The following is an 18,777-nucleotide window of genomic DNA, read 5'->3' as shown; positions in this document are numbered from 1 at the left end:
TTCATGATATTAAAACTGATTTTGCCCTAAAGTTTTTGCATAAGTTATTTGGATTAGGCTACGGCCTTTTGTTTTAATTATAATTCCCATGAAAGTAAAAACCATTATTTCCGACAATCAACCAGTGTTGATTGAAGGACTAAAGCAAGTACTATGTTCGGACGAAAGATTCGAATTTCACGTGAGTGCTTGCAACCTTGACGTCAATTGGTCCGATGCCATTCATCATTACCAACCTGACTTGATCATTATGGAGCTCAAAACTCCTGATGCTGACAGCTTCCAAGTCATTCGCCATCTCCGCAAATTGAATCCAGGTGCACGTATTTGTATCTTTACTCGATTCGAGCAAAGTTCACTCGCTCCGCAAGTAAGTAAGGCTGGCGCACATGGACTTCTGCTGAAAACAGCAACAATCGAAGAGCTGAAAGAAGGGATTTCGCAAATCTTGACGGACAAAGTCTATTTTCCATTTGCTTTTGAAAAAGCACGGGCACATTCAGATGAGACTTCCAATACCGGAGAGCCATTGCTCACCAAGAGGGAAGTTCAAATTCTGCAATTGATCTCTAAAGCCATGAGTAACAAGCAAATTGCTAGCCAACTATTCATCAGTTATCAAACGGTCAGTGTACACCGAAAAAACATCATGCGCAAGCTTGGAGTGAGCAATACAGCAGGCTTGGTACGTGCTGCTTACGATCATTGTTTGGTGTAGTGAGTGTATTTTGTTGGTTTTCAATGAAATGTGTTTTGGATTTGCAGCTTGATGAAATTACCTGTTTTGGGGTATTTGTAGAAAAAGGATAGAGCTGTAATTTTGCAATGTTTAAAAGCTAATGCTATAAAGCTTAGCACAAAATTGGTCCCATGAACAAAAAATGTACTAAAAGCTATTGTTGTATGGCTTCAAAAGCCGTTTATTTCCAATCTACTCCACAAGTTTTTGCATTTCACCACATACTATCGAATATTTGCTACCGATCTCATAGCTGAGGTTCGGTTTTTCTATATTCTGCCTTTTCGTAATATCAAACTCTTTTAAGAAATATTTTATTAATTTAGTTTTGATATTTGGATCGGCTGCTTAATTTCGCATGAAATTGTGTGCTCACGACGACCGAGGATTTGAACAATTTTGTGCTTACGACCTAAGGCTAATTCTAATTCACATTATTTTTTAACCCAACATTGTTTCTCAAATTGTAATCTTATGGGAAAAATGACCTTTACTAGCTGGATGACCAAAACTGCAAGCGCATGCTTGATGGTTTTGGCTACACTGGTTTTTGGTTCCAACCTGACTGCACAGTCAACCAATTGCGGTTGTTACAATGTGACAGTTACTTTGGATGCCAATTGCCAATTCACTCTTACCCGTAACTTGGTATCCGACGGTTCTTGCACCGGCGCTGTGGTACGTGTTATGGACAACAACCAAAGCAACGGTGCAGTTATCGACTGTGCTGGTGTTTGGACTTACGGCTTGTTCTCAAGCTCCTCTCCAGATGCAACTGTTATCTGCTGGGGTAAAGTAACTGCAGAAGACAAGACTGCACCAGCTCTGGTGTGTGCTCCTGCTGATTTCACTTTGGATTGCTACGATGTAAACTACGTGTTGAACAATCGTTTGACGATTGGTAACGTAGGTTCAACCAGCTCTCCACGTCCTGCTGCAACGGGTAGCCAAACCATCAACAACGCTGAAGGTGTTGCTGGAACTGGTGACAACTGCCAATTGGGCTTGATTCCTCCAGGCCTGGTTTCTGACAACATCAAAAACCTGGGTTATGCTTACTTCAAAGACAACTGCTACAACTGTGGTTGCCGGGTAACCCTGAAGTGGAGCGACAAAGTGGTTTTCTACAACTGTGATGACATGAAGGTTAATGGCGGCATCTATGCTACGATCTCTCGCGAGTGGGTAGCTACTGATTGCAACGGCATGCGTTCTGACTACACACAGAAAATCCACTTCACTCGTCCAGACCTGAGCGATTTTGTGTTCAAGGATGAGAATCCAGAAGGTAAGTACGATCATGTTGTTGAGTACAACTCTTGTACTCCAGACAAGAGCCTGATCAAGAAGGAAGATGTAACTCCATATGTATGCAGCTACTTCAACAATCCTCCTTCTAACCCACGTTGTTTGTTCATCGATCAGGTTGAGTGCAACTATTCTGTATCGATCAAAGACACTGAGTTCCCAATCTGTGGCGGCAAAGGTGTTAAAATCGATCGTGAACTGTATGTATTTGACTGGTGTGCAGGTGGTATCGTAGATACTTTCCACATCCTGATCAAAATCGGTGATTTCACTGCTCCAACTTGTGAGTATGCACATGGTGCTCCTTACGACATTTCTACTGGCCCAATGGATTGCACTGCAGCCATTCCAGTAACTGTTGCTGGCATCAAAACTGCCTTTGGTGTAACCATCAAAGACAACTGTGCACTGGGTAATGTAAGTGTAAGTGTTTACACCAAAGATCGTTATGTAAAAGGTATTTTGGTTTACGAAGGACCAGAAGATCCGCTCTGTAATGATGTTGCTCGCAAAGGCGAACTGCGTGGTGACCACGATGCTTACCAATTGGGCGCTTGCGACAAAGAAGACATCTGCTGGGACAAAGTTGAATATGCTGTAATGAACGGCATGATGATCGGCCTTCCAGTGGGCAAGCACCTGATGGTGATTGACGCATTCGATGGTTGCTACAATGCTTCTACCTGCTGCTTCATTTTCGAAGTTAAGGACAAGATTGCACCTGTAATGAAGTGTGACGATGACCTGCACATCACTTTGAGCAACGCCAATGGTTACACCAACGGTTATGCACAAGTTAGCGCTGACGACATCGACGAAGGTTCTTGGGACAACTGCAAACTGGCTTGGATTGCAGTACGTCGCAACGTGCCAACTGCTTGTGCAGCTAGCTTCATTGCTAAAGGATACGACACCAACAACAACGGCAAATTGGACCCTCTGCCAGCTGATGGCGACTGGACCAAAGCGGACGGTTTTGACAGCAACGGCGACGGCGATTTGGCTGACTTCGGCGAAACTTTCATCCTGAAGGGTGGCAAGTTGATGACTCCACTACAAGACATCGTTGAGTTCTTCTGCTGCGATTTGGCAGAGCGCGTAACGATCGAATTGTGGGGTGCTGACATATATGGCAACACCAACTACTGCTGGGATGACGTGTTGATCGAAGACAAAGTGGCTCCAACTTGTTTGGCTCCATGGGATGTTACCGTTTATTGCGATGACAAAAACCTGGCTTTGATCGATGATATCAAAACATCTGCTGCTGCATTCGGTGATGTAATCATTCCTTCTGGCAACGATTGTGCTGCTCTGGATACTGTTTACACTACTGAGAAGAAATTGAAGTGTGGCTATGGCTGGATCGACCGGATCTGGACTTTGACCAAAGAAACGGTTAAAGGCCCAATCAGCGTAACTTGCAAGCAGCGTGTCAACATTCTGCCAGTACACGAATACAACATCTGCTTCCCTAAAGACGTATCTACCGATTGCAAGACTCCAATCATTGATACCGTTATCACCGACGAATTGGCTTGTGACATCTTGGCTGTAAACGTAAGCGACAAGCGTTACGATGCATCTGACGATGAGTGCTACAAGTTGTTCCGTACTTACTCTGTAATCAACTGGTGTACTTACGACGACCGTTGTGGTGACCCACTGCTGCAAACCAACATCTCGATCATTCCTCGTGACGTGTTTGGCAACTATGGCAAAGACCCAATCTATGTATTGGTTCGTGACCGCGAAGACAACCGTCGTGATGGTGTAGAAGAGTTCTACATTTCTAAGGACTTGACCGTAAGTCCTTCTACTGACATCCGCTTCACTCCACCATATTGCGGTGTAGCTGGTGAGTTCTACCACAGCTTCATCTATACTCAGATCATCAAGGTATACGATGACACTCGTCCAGTTGTAACTGGTGACCCAGGCAAATTCTGCATCCGTGAGGGTGGCGATTGTTTGGCCAACCTGAAAATGGTGATCACTGGTAAGGACAACTGTTCTGACAAAGTGACCCTGGAAACTCAGTACCTGATGATTGCTCCTGGTCAGACTTTGGATGCCAGCAAAATGATCCTGTACTCTACTCCACGCTGGAGCACCAAAGATTTGGGCAACGGCCAGTTCGAGATCAACGTTGCTAACTTGCCACAAGGCAAGCACGACCTGATCGTAGTTGTACGTGACGAGTGTGGTAATCTGAGTGTTGCAACTCGCATTCCATTCACAGTTGAAGACTGCAAAGGTCCAGCACCAATCTGTATCAACGGCTTGAGCACTGAACTGATGTCTGACGGCAACGGTGGTGGTATGATGGCAGTATGGGCATCTGACTTCGTTGCTTCTAAGATTTACGATTGCAACGGCCAAGGCCCAGAAACCAAAGATGGTTTGAAACTGGTTACCAAGTACTCGCTGAACCGCGTAGGTAGCCCAGTAGTTTCTACTCAAACTGGTTTGAACCTGACTTGTGCTGACAAAGGCAAAGTAATTCTGGTTGAATTGCACGCATGGGATGAAGCCGGCAAGGATGACTTCTGCGTAACTTATGTTGAAGTTCAGGACAACCGTGGCGTTTGCCCAACAGTTGGTTCTGCTGCTGCAATCGCAGGTACTATCGCAACTGAAGGCAATGCTAACCTGCAAGGTGCAACCATCACTTTGAGTGGTGCTGCTTCTCAGGCTGCTACTTCTACGGCTAACGGTGGTTACTCTTTCGTTAACCTGAGCAAAGGAGCTGACTTCACGGTTACTCCACAATTGGACAAAAACCACCTGAATGGTGTATCTACTTTTGACCTGGTATTGATCCAAAAGCACATCTTGAATGTACAGGCTTTGAACAGCCCATACAAAATGATTGCTGCTGACGTGAACAACTCTAAGTCAATCACTACTCTGGACTTGATTGCCCTGCGTAAGTTGATCCTGAACATCGATCAAACTTTCCAGAACAACACTTCCTGGAGATTCGTAGATGCTGCTTACAGCTTCCCAACGCCAAGCAACCCATGGGCTGCTGCGTTCCCAGAAGTTGTGAACATCAACGACATCGCTGCTAACGTAACTGCAAACTTCGTAGCTGTTAAAGTGGGTGACGTTAACGCCAGTGCAACGGTAAGTGCTGCTGCTGCTGCAGAAGCTCGTACTGCTGGAACATTGGACATCAATGCTGCTGATGCTGCCCTGAAGGCTGGTCAGGAATACAGTGTTGAATTCAATGCTGCTGAGTTGAAAGACATCCAAGGCTACCAGTTCTCATTGAACCTGGACAAGAGCAAAGTTGAGCTGGTTGACATCGTTTACGGTGTTGCAAAAGCAGAAAACTTTGGTGTATTCACCAACGAAGGTGTAATCACTACTTCCTGGAACGGTGAAGCTAAGCAAGGTGCACTGTTCACTTTGGTGTTGCGTGCAAAAGCTGATGCTCAATTGAGCAACGCTTTGAGTCTGAACCGCGTAGTTTCTGCTGAAGCTTACAACCAGAACAACGAGCAACTGAATGTTGCCCTGAAGTTCAAAGGTGCTGATGTAGCTGCTCAAGGTTTCGAACTGAAGCAAAACACGCCAAACCCATTCAATGCAGAAACAGTGATCAGCTTCAACCTGCCAAAGGCTGCTGCTGCTACCCTGACTGTTAGCGATGTGACTGGCCGTGTGTTGAAGACCGTTCGTGCTGATTATGCTAAAGGTTTCAACCAAATCACTTTGAAAGCTGCTGATTTGAACGCTACTGGTGTGTTGTACTACACCCTGGAAGCTGACGACTTCACTGCTACCAAGAAGATGATTATTGTTGAATAATCTATGATTCCCACGAATTTATTCGCGGGAGGATGAGGTAGAGACGCGATTAATCGCGTCTCTACCGATCAAACGGAGAGGGCAGTGCATTTGCACTGCCCTTTTCTGTTATAATTCTTTTAATTTCTCTTTTTTTTTCAAATTTTCATTACCTTCGCATTGGTTTAAAGTTTCTCGTTTAGGAACTTATATAATCCCATGATATGAAACAAACTATTAAAGTACTCCTATGCTGGGCGGTGACATTCCTATGCTTAGCCCAGGGTAATGCACAAACGCTTACCCGTATTTCTGCTAACAAAGATACTCTTCCAAGTAGCGCCAAAACCTATGTCGCTAACGTCAAAGTAGCAGGCTTCAAAAAAATCATCGGGGCATCCTTTGCAGTTGCCTGGGACTCGGCTGTGATAAGCTTTGACTCTATCGGTAACTTTGGGATTCCCTTAAGCAAAAACGATCATTTTGGGTACCTTAATACCAAGAATGGCTTGCTTCGATTTTTGTGGCAGGAAGGAATTTCTGGTGTAACCTTAAAAGACAACACTACTCTCTTTTCTATTTATTTTAAAGTTATTGGAAAACCTGGCTCCAAAAGCCCAATTTCATTTGTGGGAATTGCTGAATCTCCTACCTTGGAGAAAGAAATCATCGATACTACTTTTTCTACGATAAATGCAGAATACATTAATGGCGTTGTGGTTATCAAATCCCAAACCAGCGCAACCGTTTTTGCTAGTGACCCTAATAAACTTCGCGTCAACAGGGCTTATCCCAATCCATTCAATGCTAACCTTACGCTGGAATTTACCTTGCAAGAAGCAGGTAAATTGGACATTGAGGTAGTAGACGTTCTGGGTAAGGTAGTCCATACCGAAAAACGCTCTTATTTAGCCGGTAAGCAAGAGTTATTATTGCCAAAATCAGTCTTTCCATCCCCGGGCAATTATTTTGTCCGCATGTACCAGGGAACGTCATTTACTTTGCAACCAGTGATTTTTATGCAGTAATCATTAACTCACTTTATCCCAAATTCCGACAAAGATGAAACCGATTATTACACACCTGCTCCGTGGGGTGAAGATAGGGTCAATAGCTTTTATATTACTGGCCATATTCACTCCATTCCAAGCATTTTCCAACAATTCGTCAACTACAATTGGCGATAAAGATTTACCCATAGAAATCGTCCCAGCTGACGAGTCACTCATGGGCTTCTCCTTTTCCATTGCCAACGCAACGGTTCAAAAAGGAGGCGAGATTTGCGCACAAGTTAAAGTGGCGGGATTCGTAGACATTGTTGTATTGCAATTCTTGATTAAATTCGACTCTACCCGCCTCACTTTTAAAGAAGCTAAAAATTTTAACCTTGCAGGCTTAAGCGCCGGGGGGACAAACAACAGCCCGAGCGGAACCTTGAGGGTATCCTGGATTGACAACCAGGCCACAGGGGTGACCCTCGCCGATGGGACTGCTATATTTGACATTTGCTTCACCGCAGCAAATTTGGATGCTTCAACCAACATCCGCTTTGTGTATCAAGAAGTAGCAGATAAAAACCTTCAAAACGTTGCAGTAGACAACACGGTGCAACCCGCTGTTATCACTATCGGTGCAGGCGGTGGTGGCGGTGGCGGATCTGGCGGAATTTTAGCTTTGGACATTTCGGATGCGACCGCCCCTGCTGTCAATCAGGAAGTGTGTTTGAAAGTCAATTCCGTTTCTGGGTTCACCAATCTTAAGAGCACTCAACTATCTATCAATTACAATACGACTCAGCTCAGTTTTGCTTCAGTCAAAAACTTTAATTTGGCCGGGCTGACGGCGGCATCCTTTAACTCTTCCACTCCTGGCACAATAGCCATGAACTGGACTAGTACAACCCCGACCACCGGTAACACTTTGACTAATGGTACCTCGGTTTTTGATGTTTGTTTCACCACAAAACTGGCGGGTATAACTTCAACTGTTTCTTTCGCTTCGGGAGCACAGGTGCAAAACAAGGACAATCAAACCGTAGCCTTAAACGGGACCTCTGGTATCATCACCGTTTCGGGTGGAACTGGTACTACTGGCCCTGCTACCTTTGATATAACCGATGCTACAGGCACCGTAGGTCAGCAGGTATGCCAAAAGGTAAATGTTACCAATTTTACCAACCTGTTGAGTGTAGAATATACGATTACTTACAATTCTACTCAACTGGATTTTGCATCTGTAAAAAATCTAAACTTGGCTGGCTTGACGGATGCAAACTTCAGCAAACCTGGAGTTGGCGGAACTCCGCTGGGCTCAATCAAATTGTCCTGGAATGACCCAAATGTGAGTACTGGGGTGACTGTGCCCAATGGCACAGCCATTTTTGAGGTATGTTTTACCCCCAAAGTGAACAACATTACTTCAACGGTTACTTTCGGTGGTACCTCCGAAATCATTAACAAAGATAGCCAACCGGTTACCTTCAGTGGCCAGTCTGGGACGATTACAGTTGGCACTGGTGGCGGGGGAACAACAGGATTAACACTTGATCTCACCGACGCCACTGTTCCTGCAACCAACCAGGAAACCTGTATCAAAGTGAATGTAGCAGGTGGCTTTACCAACTTGATTGGTTTGGAGTTCACCATCAATTACAATACTACTCAGTTGGAGTATTCCGCAGTTAAAAACTTCAACCTCAACGGCCTCACCGAAGCTTCCTTCGGTTTGCCAGGGGTGGGCACGAACCCTGCGGGTAGCATTAAATTATCCTGGAATGATCCGAATGTAACTGGCATCACCCTGGCAACTGGAGTTACGCTCTTTGAGGTTTGTTTCAAAGGAAAGGTTACAAATGTAGCCTCTAACGTTACTTTCGCTACAAGTCCTGCTCCTGAAGTCACGGACAAGGATAACAATCAATTACCATTTACAGGACAGCCAGGCACCATTACCATTGGCAGTGTTTCTAATCTACCCGATGTTAAACTCAATGTGAGTAGCCAATCGGGAGTAGTGGGACAGGACGTTTGTGTCAAAGTAAGTGTAGTAGACTTCACCAATATTTCAGCACTTGCAGGCACCCTGACTTATGATGCTACTGCACTACAATTCAAAAGTGTAACCAATCTCAGTTTGTCAGGTCTTACTCAGGCTTCATTTACACCTCCTGGAACAGGCGGAGTAACTGCTGGATCGTTGAAGGTCAATTGGAGCACTGCAACTGCCGGTGGAGTAACCCTGGCTAGTACCTCTAATATTTTTGACGTATGCTTTACTTCACTAAAAGCGGGTACTTCACAAGTTAATTTCAGTACTACTGGTTTGACCGTTACTCGTTCAAATAACTTGCCAGCAGGTGTACAAACTGGTGCGGGAACAGTGACAATAACTACAACTGCGACCACCGAACTTACTTTTAAAGTGAGCAGTGCAAGTGGTGCAACCAATACGGATGTATGCCTAGATTTGACAACCACTAATTTTAAGGCCCTCATTGGGATGCAGTTTGCGATCAAATTTGATCCAGCTTTTCTTACGCATAAATCCAATGACAACTTTAATGCTACTTTACGGAATTTTTCCGCAGCGAACGTCAATGTAAACAATACCACTGGGTTCATTTCATTTTCTTGGGATGATAATCAGCTCACCGGAATTACTTTACCAGACAATGCCGTGATTCTACGGATGTGCTTTACCATCAAAGGTACTGCCGGATCATCGACTGTTGGCATTGATAAAACTAAAACTCGGGAAGCGTACGATCTTGCTGAAAAGACCATTATTCCTGCAACGGTTGATGGTACGGTTTCTATCGGCAATCCAAATGCACCGACGATCGTTTCTCCGGCAGTAATCACCAATGTTCCTTGCTTTGGAGAAAGTAAAGGCGCCATCAACATAGAAGTGCGCAATGGAACTGCTCCATATACTTACAAATGGAGCAATAACGCGACAACCCAGGATTTGAGTAACCTTGCCGCAGGTTCTTACAGCGTGACCGTAACCGATGCTGCTAATGCTACTGCTGTTGGCACGTTTAATGTTACCCAGCCTGCTGCTGCATTGGCAATTACAGGTATCACCAAGACCGATGCCAACTGCTTTGGACAGGCTACCGGTTCTCTAACTGCAGCAGTTACAGGGGGCACTACCCCTCTGACCTATGCGTGGAGCGGAAGCCTCGCGGCAGTTGCAAATCCGACAAATGTAGCAGCTGGTAATTATACACTCACCGTAACCGACGCCAATGGCTGTCGGGCTGTATCCAATCCAACGGCGGTGGCTCAACCTGCTGCTGCACTCAATGCCAGTGCTGCCACTCAGCCTGCCAAGTGTGATGGAACACCTACCGGTTCAGCTACAATTACCGCTACTGGTGGCACAGCGCCATATACTTACAAATGGGCAAACAATGCCACTACCATTCAATTGAGCAACGTAGCGGCAGGTAACTATGCCTATACCGTTACGGATTCGAAGGGTTGTACATTTACTGCTTCGGCGACTATTCCTACCGAGCAAAGTGTACGCATTACTTCTATTGACCCAGTTAATTTTGACCAAAATGCAACCAATGGCGCAGTAAACATTGCCATTTCCGGAGGGATAGCTCCTTATAAGTTCAGTTGGACTGGCCCTAATAATTTTACGGCTACAACGGAAGACATCAGCAATTTGGGGACTGCTGGTCAATATTGTGTGAGCGTAACTGACAATACCAATTGTTTAACTACAATGTGTGCCTCAATTGTACAACGCTTGAAAGTAAACCTGACGGTTACCGAAGCTTGTTTTGGCCAAACCAATGGTGGTGTAAGCCTGCAAGCAACAGGAGGTGTCGGGCCTTATACTTACAAGTGGAGTGCCAATAATTTGACTACCCAGAGCCTGAGTAATGTAGCAGCGGGTAATTACACTGTAACAGTAACCGATAGCCAAAACAATACGGTCACCGGTAGTGCACTGGTTCCTGTGCTGGCCGAAATCAAAATTGCCCGTACTGTCACAGACGTTAATGTGCCCGGAGGTACAAATGGTGCAATTTCTCTCACTGTAACAGGTGGAAAACCAGGTTACACCTACAAATGGAGCAACAATAGCACTACCAGTAATTTGAGTGGACTAGTTGTAGGAGAGTATTGTGTTACAGTAACCGATTTGGTAGGTTGTACCTCGACTGGCTGTTTTAAGGTAGAATTGGTTACAATTCCTCTTTCGGTTACGAGCGATATCACCAGCAACAAATGTAATGGTGAAGCAAGTGGCGCAGTTCGTTTGCAAGTTTTGGGTGGGGTTGGTCCTTATGCCTTGGCATTTAACAATGGTCAACCAGAAAACCTCACGCTGGGTGCTTTTGAACGCAAAAACCTCGCTGCGGGGACCTATACTTATAAAGTCACTGATTCAAGAAACACTGTATTCGATGGCTCTGTGGTTGTAAAGCAACCCGATCCATTGGCCATTTCTTCTTTTGCAGTTCGTCACGATTCAGAAGATCCAGGCTGTACCGGAAGTATTGCCTTGTCTATAACTGGTGGTACTCCTGGCTACCAGGTTTCCTGGAATTCCCCAAATGTAGGCTTCCAGATCATCAATTTGTGTGAAGGCAACTTTGTTCCTTCTGTGATTGATGCCAACGGTTGCCGCAAATCTTTTGAGCCCATTGCTTTGACAACCTTCACTGTAAGTGCAGCGATTGTCAATACCAGCTGCCCTGATGATGACAATGGTGGTGTGAACATCACTGTTTTAGGCGGTGCTGCGCCTTATCGTTATGCCTGGTTGAGTGCCAGAGGGGATACCATTTCGAAAACGGAAGATTTGGGTGATGTTGCTGCTGGGGTATACCGCTTGGTGATCAGAGAGAACTCTGGCTTGCGCCTGGAAAAACAATACACCGTTACAACTGCTTCAAAGTTGACGGCCAACATTCAAATCCTGTCAAGCTTTAACGGCTTTGCAGTGAGCTGCGCCAATGCCAAAGATGGTTCGGCTCGCGCAACGGGCGCCAATGGTGGCGGTGCACCAACTTATGTGTACGAGTGGTCGTTGAATGGGAACTTGGTTGCTTCTAATTCAGTACTCAACAATGCTGGAGTAGGCAATTATATCGTACGCATTACCGATGGCTTGGGCTGTAGCGTTGAGGAAGAGGTGGAGTTTAAAGCTCCGGAAGCTTTGAATGTTAGTGCTTTTATTACCGACGTTTCTTGTATTGGTAGTCGGGACGGAGAACTTGCAGCAGAGGTGGAAGGTGGTCTGGCCGGAGGCAAGTTTACCTATGCCTGGAGCAACGGACGCAGTACTCCCCGGATTACGGGTCTGTCCAAAGGCGCTTATGCCATTACCATTACCGACAAGAACAATTGTACTGTGACCAAATCCTTTGAAATAAAGGAACCAAGCGCAATTACCGTACAAATCCAGAGCATCAATGCAACAGAAGGCTGTAATGGCCAGGTGTTGGCTTTGGCAAAGGGAGGAGTTAAACCCTATACTTACCGTTGGAATGCACCAGTAACCAGTGGGGACTCGATTGTAAAGAGCCTTTGCCCAGGTGAGTACTTTGTACAGGTGACCGACTCAAGAGGTTGTAAGTCAACTCCTGATGTAAGTGCAATCGAAGTGAAAGACCGCCGTTTGCCCTGTATGGATATCCGCTCGGTAATCTCTCCAGATGGAGATGGTTCGAACGAGACTTTCCTGATCAACTGTATTCAAGAATTCCCTGGCAACAAGATTTTTATCTACAACCGTTGGGGACAACTGGTGTACCAAGCAGAAAATTACAACAATGACTGGGATGGCACCACCCAAAGTGGTGAGAAACTTCCAGAAGGTGCCTATTACTATATCCTGGACTACAAGAACGCCGATGGCAAAGAAATACAGGCAAGAGGATCAATTACGCTGCTGAGAGAAGAATAAGCAAGCCTTTTGTGTCGGGGCAGCATCCCAATGTTTGCCCCGGCATCTTAACAATATTCCATGAACCATCAACCGATTTTGACCATGAAAAAATTGTTACACCTTATATTGTTGCTGTTGCCAACAGCTTTACTTTGGGCTCAAGATGAAGCCATTTTTACCCACTACAACTTGGCTCCAATTCTCATCAACCCAGCTGCTGCTGGTTTTGAAGAGACACACCAAATTCAGTTCAACGCACGTGGCCAATGGATTGGCTTCCCCGATGCGCCAAAAAACGTAGGGGTACAGTACCACGGCCCAATGGGCAATACTTTTGGTTTTGGACTTGCAGTAATGGGTGAAAGTGCTGCGCGCCTTTCCCGGGTACGGGCCCGCCTGAATTCAGGTTTCCGCTTTAAAGTCAATGAAAATGTCAAACTGGCCATCGGTTTTTCAACCGAATTCAGCCAGGTATCAGTGGGCAATAATGTATTGGGTGAACCAGAACCCATTTACCAGGCCGGAGATGACATCATCGAAGCAGCCGTGAATGGCCGTCAACAATTTGATGCCTCTTTGGGTTTGTTTGCCCGCTTTTATGAAAATACTTATGCCAGCTTGAGCTTTACCAACTTGATTGCAGAGCGACTGAACAACATTGGCACAAATGAGGGGTCAGGCAGCTTGTTTCAGCACTATGTATTCCTGGTCGGGCATAAGTTTGAGTTGTCAAATAATCAACTGAGTCTGGAGCCTTCGATCATGGTGCGCCAGATCAAAGATACTCCGTTCAACGTCGATATCAACCTCAAAGCGGGTATCCTCGACAACAAATTGATCGCGGGCTTGTCCTATCGCTCACTCAAAACCATCGGTGCGTTGATTGGCTCAGAAATATCGGAGAGCTTCCGCTTTTTCTACACCTTTGATTTATCGATGCAAGATTTGCAACAATACTCTACAGGCTCTCATGAAGTAACTTTGGCCTTTGGGTTCAAAGGACCTCAAAACAAGCCTGGAAGCCGTTACGGCAGAAGATAAAATAAAATATTCCCGGATGAAACTCCTTAATAATCAAGGTTTAATTCATCCGGGAATCATTTTTTTTCCAAAATACCAACAATTGGGTATTGAGTTTATTTAATAAAATTTTGATATTTGTTGCTCGTTAATATCTATTCAGCAGTTCGTTCCCTCCTCTAACTGTTTGAGTAACCTTAAAAGGCTATATTCCGTTCCCACATACCTGTTTCTTGCTTTTCCTATTGAATCACATTGCTTGTAGTGTGCCCAGTGTGGCGCCCTGAAAATGCATCAAGAATATACTTAAATCGGTTTTTGGGATGGCCTCCTTCGGTTGTGAAGGGGGCTTTTTTTTTGTAAAAAAAAATAAAAAAATACTTAGTAGTGGGGCAAAAATAAGTGTTCATTTTTTCTGAGCCAAAGGATTAGATAAGAAACTTAAAATGAACCGTTTACTCATCTAATCCTTTGGAAAAATGAAATACTTATCTTTTTATTGCCCCTAAAAAGGCACTTTGGCACGGTATTGGAATTGAATATTAAAAATTCTTAATTCGAAACCGTCAAAAACATAGTGCCATGAATGAGAGAACACCGTACATTCCATTTTTAGGAGGATGGACGCGATGGATTCCGATCTTGATTCCGGTCCTGATGTTCTGGAGCCAAACGGTATCAGCCCAGTGCCAATTGGTGTGTAAAAGTATTTCTCCTAACGCCCCCGTTCGCATTAGTGTTGGGGCCACTGGTGAGGTAAACATCGGAAGTGAGCTGATCGTTGATGCAAGCTCTACCTGTTCAGGAGCGAAAACAATTACCGTTGTAGATGAAAATGGAGAATTTATTGCCAATGGTGCCGACCCATTGACAATAAGTGTACGTGGAAGAATCGGGAAAGTTTTAACTGTCCTGGTAAGAGATAATGCTACTAGTTTCAACTGCTCAGGATACATTCAGGTTTTTGATACTCAGGCACCGGAGATCTTTTGCCGGGATACAACCTTATTCTGTGCCGCAGATACCAGTGCAAATGTACTGGGCCGCCCTAGAGTAATTGACAACATCAACCGTACTGTGCGCCTGCGTTACGAAGACTTATTTCTACGAGGCCGCTGTGGCAGTGATACCGCCGTCTACATCCGTCGGAGTTGGATTGCTCGTGATTCCTCGGGCAACGCTGATACTTGTCTGCAAAAGATAGTGTTGAAAAAAATTGGCGTAACAGATGTGACGATTCCAGGTTTGGTGAATTTACCTTGTGACCGACCCAGCGCGGATACTTCCATTACAGGTGTTCCAACATTTCAAGGTCGTAAACTCAGGAGTAACGGTTTCTGCGATTTTGTGATTACCTTCCGTGACGATACGACTAAAATTTGCGAAGGACTGGGACGATTAATTTCACGTAAGTGGACGATACTAGATCGTTGTACGGGAGCTGTGCGGGAAGCCACTCAGGTCATTCAGGTAAGAGACGAGGTGGCTCCAACCCTGACTTGTCCGGCTCCTATCCGCAAGGGCACCGATCCGGGTCAATGTACCGCTGTAGTGCAGTTGCCTAAACTTACTGCAAGTGATAACTGCGACCCAAATCCAGCCGTTTCAGTGCGGGCTTCTTACGGAAGCTCTGGCTTTAACCCTCACTTCAATGTGCCTCTGGGTACACATACCCTCACTTATACTGCAATTGATTTGTGTGGAAACTCTTCCGTTTGTACCACCACACTTACCATCGTAGATGAAGAAGTGCCTACCGTAGTGTGCCGCAAAAACAACATCATCTCTTTACCCGAAGGTGGAGTCGCTTTCATTCAAGCGAAAAGTTTTGATGAAGGCAGCAAAGACAACTGCAAAACGCGCCTGTACTACAAAGCCCGCCGTTGGGTAGCAGGTTCTTGCAACAAAATCAATGGTGACGATAGTCCTTCTACTCCCGATTACCAGGAGTACTTTGATGACTACGCGGTATTCTGTTGCAATGATGTAGACAGCCAAAATGTAAAAGTTACACTGCGGGTGTATGAAGTTGACCCTGGAAACGGCCCGGTTGATCCAGCTCGTGAACGCCAGGGCGGGGACCTCTATGGCAAATACAACGATTGTGATTTTACCGTAACCATCCGCGATGAGTTGGGGCCGCGCATTACGTGCCCTGCTAACAAAGTGGTTGAATGTACCACGGATATTACCCAATTACATGTATTTGGAAGCCCGATTGTACTCGAAAACTGCTCCTTTACCCTGGACTCTACCAGCAACTACGAACGTGCCGAATGCAATCGGGGTAAAATCACCCGTAGCTTTACCGCCAAGGACTGGAAAGGGCGTACAGCTACTTGTAGTCAAACCATCACCATTGTCAACAACAACAAGTTGACCGCTGAAATGATCAAATGGCCGAAAGACTTTACAATTGTTGGGTGTGGAGGAAAAACTGACCCTAAAGACCTACCACTTGAAAACCGGGAGCCAGTAGTAACTCATCCAATTTGCGGAACCGTGGGTATTAGCCATGAAGACAAACGTTTTGAGTCCCAAAATGAAACCTGTTTTAAAATTTTCCGCAAATGGTCGGTCATTGACTGGTGCAACCACAATCCTGCCGAACCAGAAAAAACGACCTTTTCCTTTACCCAGGTGATCAAAGTGGAGGACCGTACGCCCCCAACCCTGGTGGTACCCAAAGACACCACTTTCTTTTTGACCGAACAGTGCAAAACCATCAAGGTGACTACACTGGCAGCTACAGGTACTGATTGTGGTGGCAACGTAACGATTACCAATGACGGCAAATACGCCGACCTCAAAGGTGCACTGGCATCTGGTACGTATCCTGTAGGTAAGCACAAGATCAATTTCCGGGCCGTGGATCAGTGTGGAAATGCTACCCTAGGTTCGATGACCATTACGGTGATCGATAAAAAGCCACCAGTAGCACAATGTCTCAATGGTTTATCTACTACGCTGGACAGCAAAGATGGCCAAACTGCGGCAATTATCGATGCCAAGTTGTTTGATGCAGGAAGTTATGATGATTGTGGTGGTAAACCAACCCGCATTGCCATCCGCCGGGGTTCCGGGAGCTTGCTCACCAATCCTGTTGAACAAATCACCTTTACTTGCGCCGATATTGGTCGGCAAGCCATCCAACTTTGGGTCTATGATACGCTCAACAACGGAGCTTTTTGTACTACTTTCATCGATATACAGGACAATGGAAAGTTATGTCCTCCAGTAGGTGAAACCGTAGGCCGAATCGCAGGAAACATACGAACAGAAACAGGAGTCCAAATTGAATCTGTCGCGATTTCGGGCAGTAAGCAATTGGGCAAAACAGCTACCGGGGTGGATGGAAATTACACCTTGCCCGAAGTGCCTCTGGGCGGTGACTATACCATTGTACCACAAAAAACCGAAGACCCCATCAATGGGGTGACAACGATAGATTTGGTGATCATCCAAAAACATATTCTGGGTTTGAGCTTGCTCAAAACGCCATATCAGCATATTGCTGCGGATGTTGATAAGTCAGGCAATATTTCTACAGTAGATTTGATTCGCCTACGTAAGTTGATTCTGAACATGGAAACCAGTTTCCCCAACGGGAATACTTCCTGGCGCTTTATTGATGCCAATTTCAAATTTCCTCAAGGTCAGGATCCACTGAAAGCAACCTTCCCGGAAGCCAAAAGCCTTAATAATTTCTTGTCCAAAGAAGGTCGTGCTGACTTTGTAGGCATCAAGGTGGGCGACGTGAACATGAGCGCCAAACCCAATAGCCTCGCGAATACCGATGGCCGAACCACCAATGGGGAACTCATCGTGGAAACCAGCAATCAAACTTTTGAACCTGGTGAAGAAATTACCGTAGACTTCAGTGCCGAGGATGTATCAAAGGTGCAAGGGTTCCAGTTCACACTGGATTTTGACCACCACCTGCTGCAATTGCTAGATACCGAAAAGGGCGAACTGCCCCAGTGGAATGAAGGCAACCTGGGTACTGCTGACCTAAAAGCCGGTTTGCTCAATACCAGTTGGGACAATAAAGGAGATGAGGTGCCCGATGGTCGACGTCAACTGTTTTCTGTACGCTTCAAAGCCTTGCGGGCAGCTGATTTGGCCACTGCACTGTCCCTCAAAGAAGCCCCAACTCCATCAGAGGCCTACAACCAGGCGGGCGAACTGATGCAAGTGCTACTTAAGGTAAACGAATCTACAACGCAAAAAGGGGAGGGGATTCATTTGTACCAAAACTACCCGAATCCATTTACTGGAGAAACGAACATTGCTTTTTCCTTGCCAAAAACGCAGGATGCGCACATCCGCATTTTTGATGCAGCGGGCCGTTTGGTATTCAAACACTCCGCGAAGTTTGAAAGGGGGTACAACGAACTGAAAGTACCGAAGCAAACACTGCCCGGACTGGGTGTGTACTACTACCAGCTTTCAAGCGATTCCTTTACGGCGAGCAAACGAATGATCTATACGGCTTATTAATAGTCCCAAAATCTATGTTTTTGAACGGTATTCTGAGGCAGACTTTCAAAAGTCTGCCTCTTTTGTTTTTTTAATAGAAAAAGTTTTTATTTTTGAAAAAAATAAACGAATAAATTATTTTAAATAAGGCGCAATGACAGACAATATCATTCTGGGCCAAAAAGGCGAGACCCTTGCCCAACAACACCTCGAAGCCCAAGGCTTGACCATCCGGTCCAAAAACTGGCGCACGGGGCGCGCCGAAGTAGACATGATTGCCCAGGAAGGCAACACCATCGTTTTTGTAGAGGTCAAAACCCGCAGCTCTGATCGCTTCGGACCGCCGGAGTTTTTTATTACCCCACAGCAGCAACGAATGTTGGCAGGTGCTGCTTCGGTTTATTGCGAAAAAATAGAACACCCAGGCGAAATCCGCTTCGACGTCATCAGTATCATCCTGCGCGATGACGGGAAAACCAAATTGGAGTATTTGAAAGATGCGTTTTGGCCAGGATTGTAGTAGC

Annotated in this window: 7 protein-coding genes; all 7 read left to right on the top strand. The window is 45.5% G+C overall.

Features of this window, described 5'->3' with window-relative positions:
• The first annotated feature begins 88 nt into the window (after positions 1-88).
• The 7 genes from ACO08K_RS10595 (at position 89) to ACO08K_RS10565 (ending at position 18,773) form a co-directional block, all read left to right on the top strand.
• Complete coding sequence (locus ACO08K_RS10595) at positions 89-718, top strand: LuxR C-terminal-related transcriptional regulator (protein WP_421796365.1); 630 nt, start codon at positions 89-91, stop codon at positions 716-718.
• Between the two features lie 495 nt (positions 719-1,213).
• A complete protein-coding gene (locus tag ACO08K_RS10590; protein ID WP_421796364.1) occupies positions 1,214-5,863 on the top strand; it encodes a T9SS type A sorting domain-containing protein in 4,650 nt (1,549 codons plus the stop codon).
• Positions 5,864-6,066: 203 nt separating this feature from the next.
• Positions 6,067-6,870 carry a T9SS type A sorting domain-containing protein gene (locus ACO08K_RS10585; RefSeq protein ID WP_421796363.1) on the top strand — a complete coding sequence of 268 codons (804 nt, stop codon included), beginning with the start codon at positions 6,067-6,069 and terminating at the stop codon, positions 6,868-6,870.
• A gap of 34 nt (positions 6,871-6,904) precedes the next feature.
• Positions 6,905-12,772, top strand: a complete 5,868-nt coding sequence (locus ACO08K_RS10580) for a cohesin domain-containing protein (protein WP_421796362.1) — start codon at positions 6,905-6,907, stop codon at positions 12,770-12,772.
• A gap of 84 nt (positions 12,773-12,856) precedes the next feature.
• Complete coding sequence (locus ACO08K_RS10575; RefSeq protein ID WP_421796361.1) at positions 12,857-13,795, top strand: PorP/SprF family type IX secretion system membrane protein; 939 nt, start codon at positions 12,857-12,859, stop codon at positions 13,793-13,795.
• 561 nt (positions 13,796-14,356) lie between these two features.
• Positions 14,357-18,274, top strand: coding sequence for an HYR domain-containing protein (locus ACO08K_RS10570; protein ID WP_421796360.1), 3,918 nt, complete (start codon positions 14,357-14,359; stop codon positions 18,272-18,274).
• A gap of 133 nt (positions 18,275-18,407) precedes the next feature.
• Complete coding sequence (locus ACO08K_RS10565) at positions 18,408-18,773, top strand: YraN family protein (protein WP_421796359.1); 366 nt, start codon at positions 18,408-18,410, stop codon at positions 18,771-18,773.
• Positions 18,774-18,777: the final 4 nt, after the last annotated feature.

It is taken from the genome of Haliscomenobacter sp., from assembly GCF_965225875.1.
Taxonomy (GTDB): domain Bacteria; phylum Bacteroidota; class Bacteroidia; order Chitinophagales; family Saprospiraceae; genus Haliscomenobacter.
This window is presented reverse-complemented; position numbering and strand designations above follow the sequence as displayed.

Coding starts and splice junctions, on each gene's coding strand:
- ACO08K_RS10595 (WP_421796365.1), top strand. CDS start 89: ATGAAAGTAAAAACCATTATTTCCGACAATCAACCAGTGTTGATTGAA.
- ACO08K_RS10590 (WP_421796364.1), top strand. CDS start 1,214: ATGGGAAAAATGACCTTTACTAGCTGGATGACCAAAACTGCAAGCGCA.
- ACO08K_RS10585 (WP_421796363.1), top strand. CDS start 6,067: ATGAAACAAACTATTAAAGTACTCCTATGCTGGGCGGTGACATTCCTA.
- ACO08K_RS10580 (WP_421796362.1), top strand. CDS start 6,905: ATGAAACCGATTATTACACACCTGCTCCGTGGGGTGAAGATAGGGTCA.
- ACO08K_RS10575 (WP_421796361.1), top strand. CDS start 12,857: ATGAAAAAATTGTTACACCTTATATTGTTGCTGTTGCCAACAGCTTTA.
- ACO08K_RS10570 (WP_421796360.1), top strand. CDS start 14,357: ATGAATGAGAGAACACCGTACATTCCATTTTTAGGAGGATGGACGCGA.
- ACO08K_RS10565 (WP_421796359.1), top strand. CDS start 18,408: ATGACAGACAATATCATTCTGGGCCAAAAAGGCGAGACCCTTGCCCAA.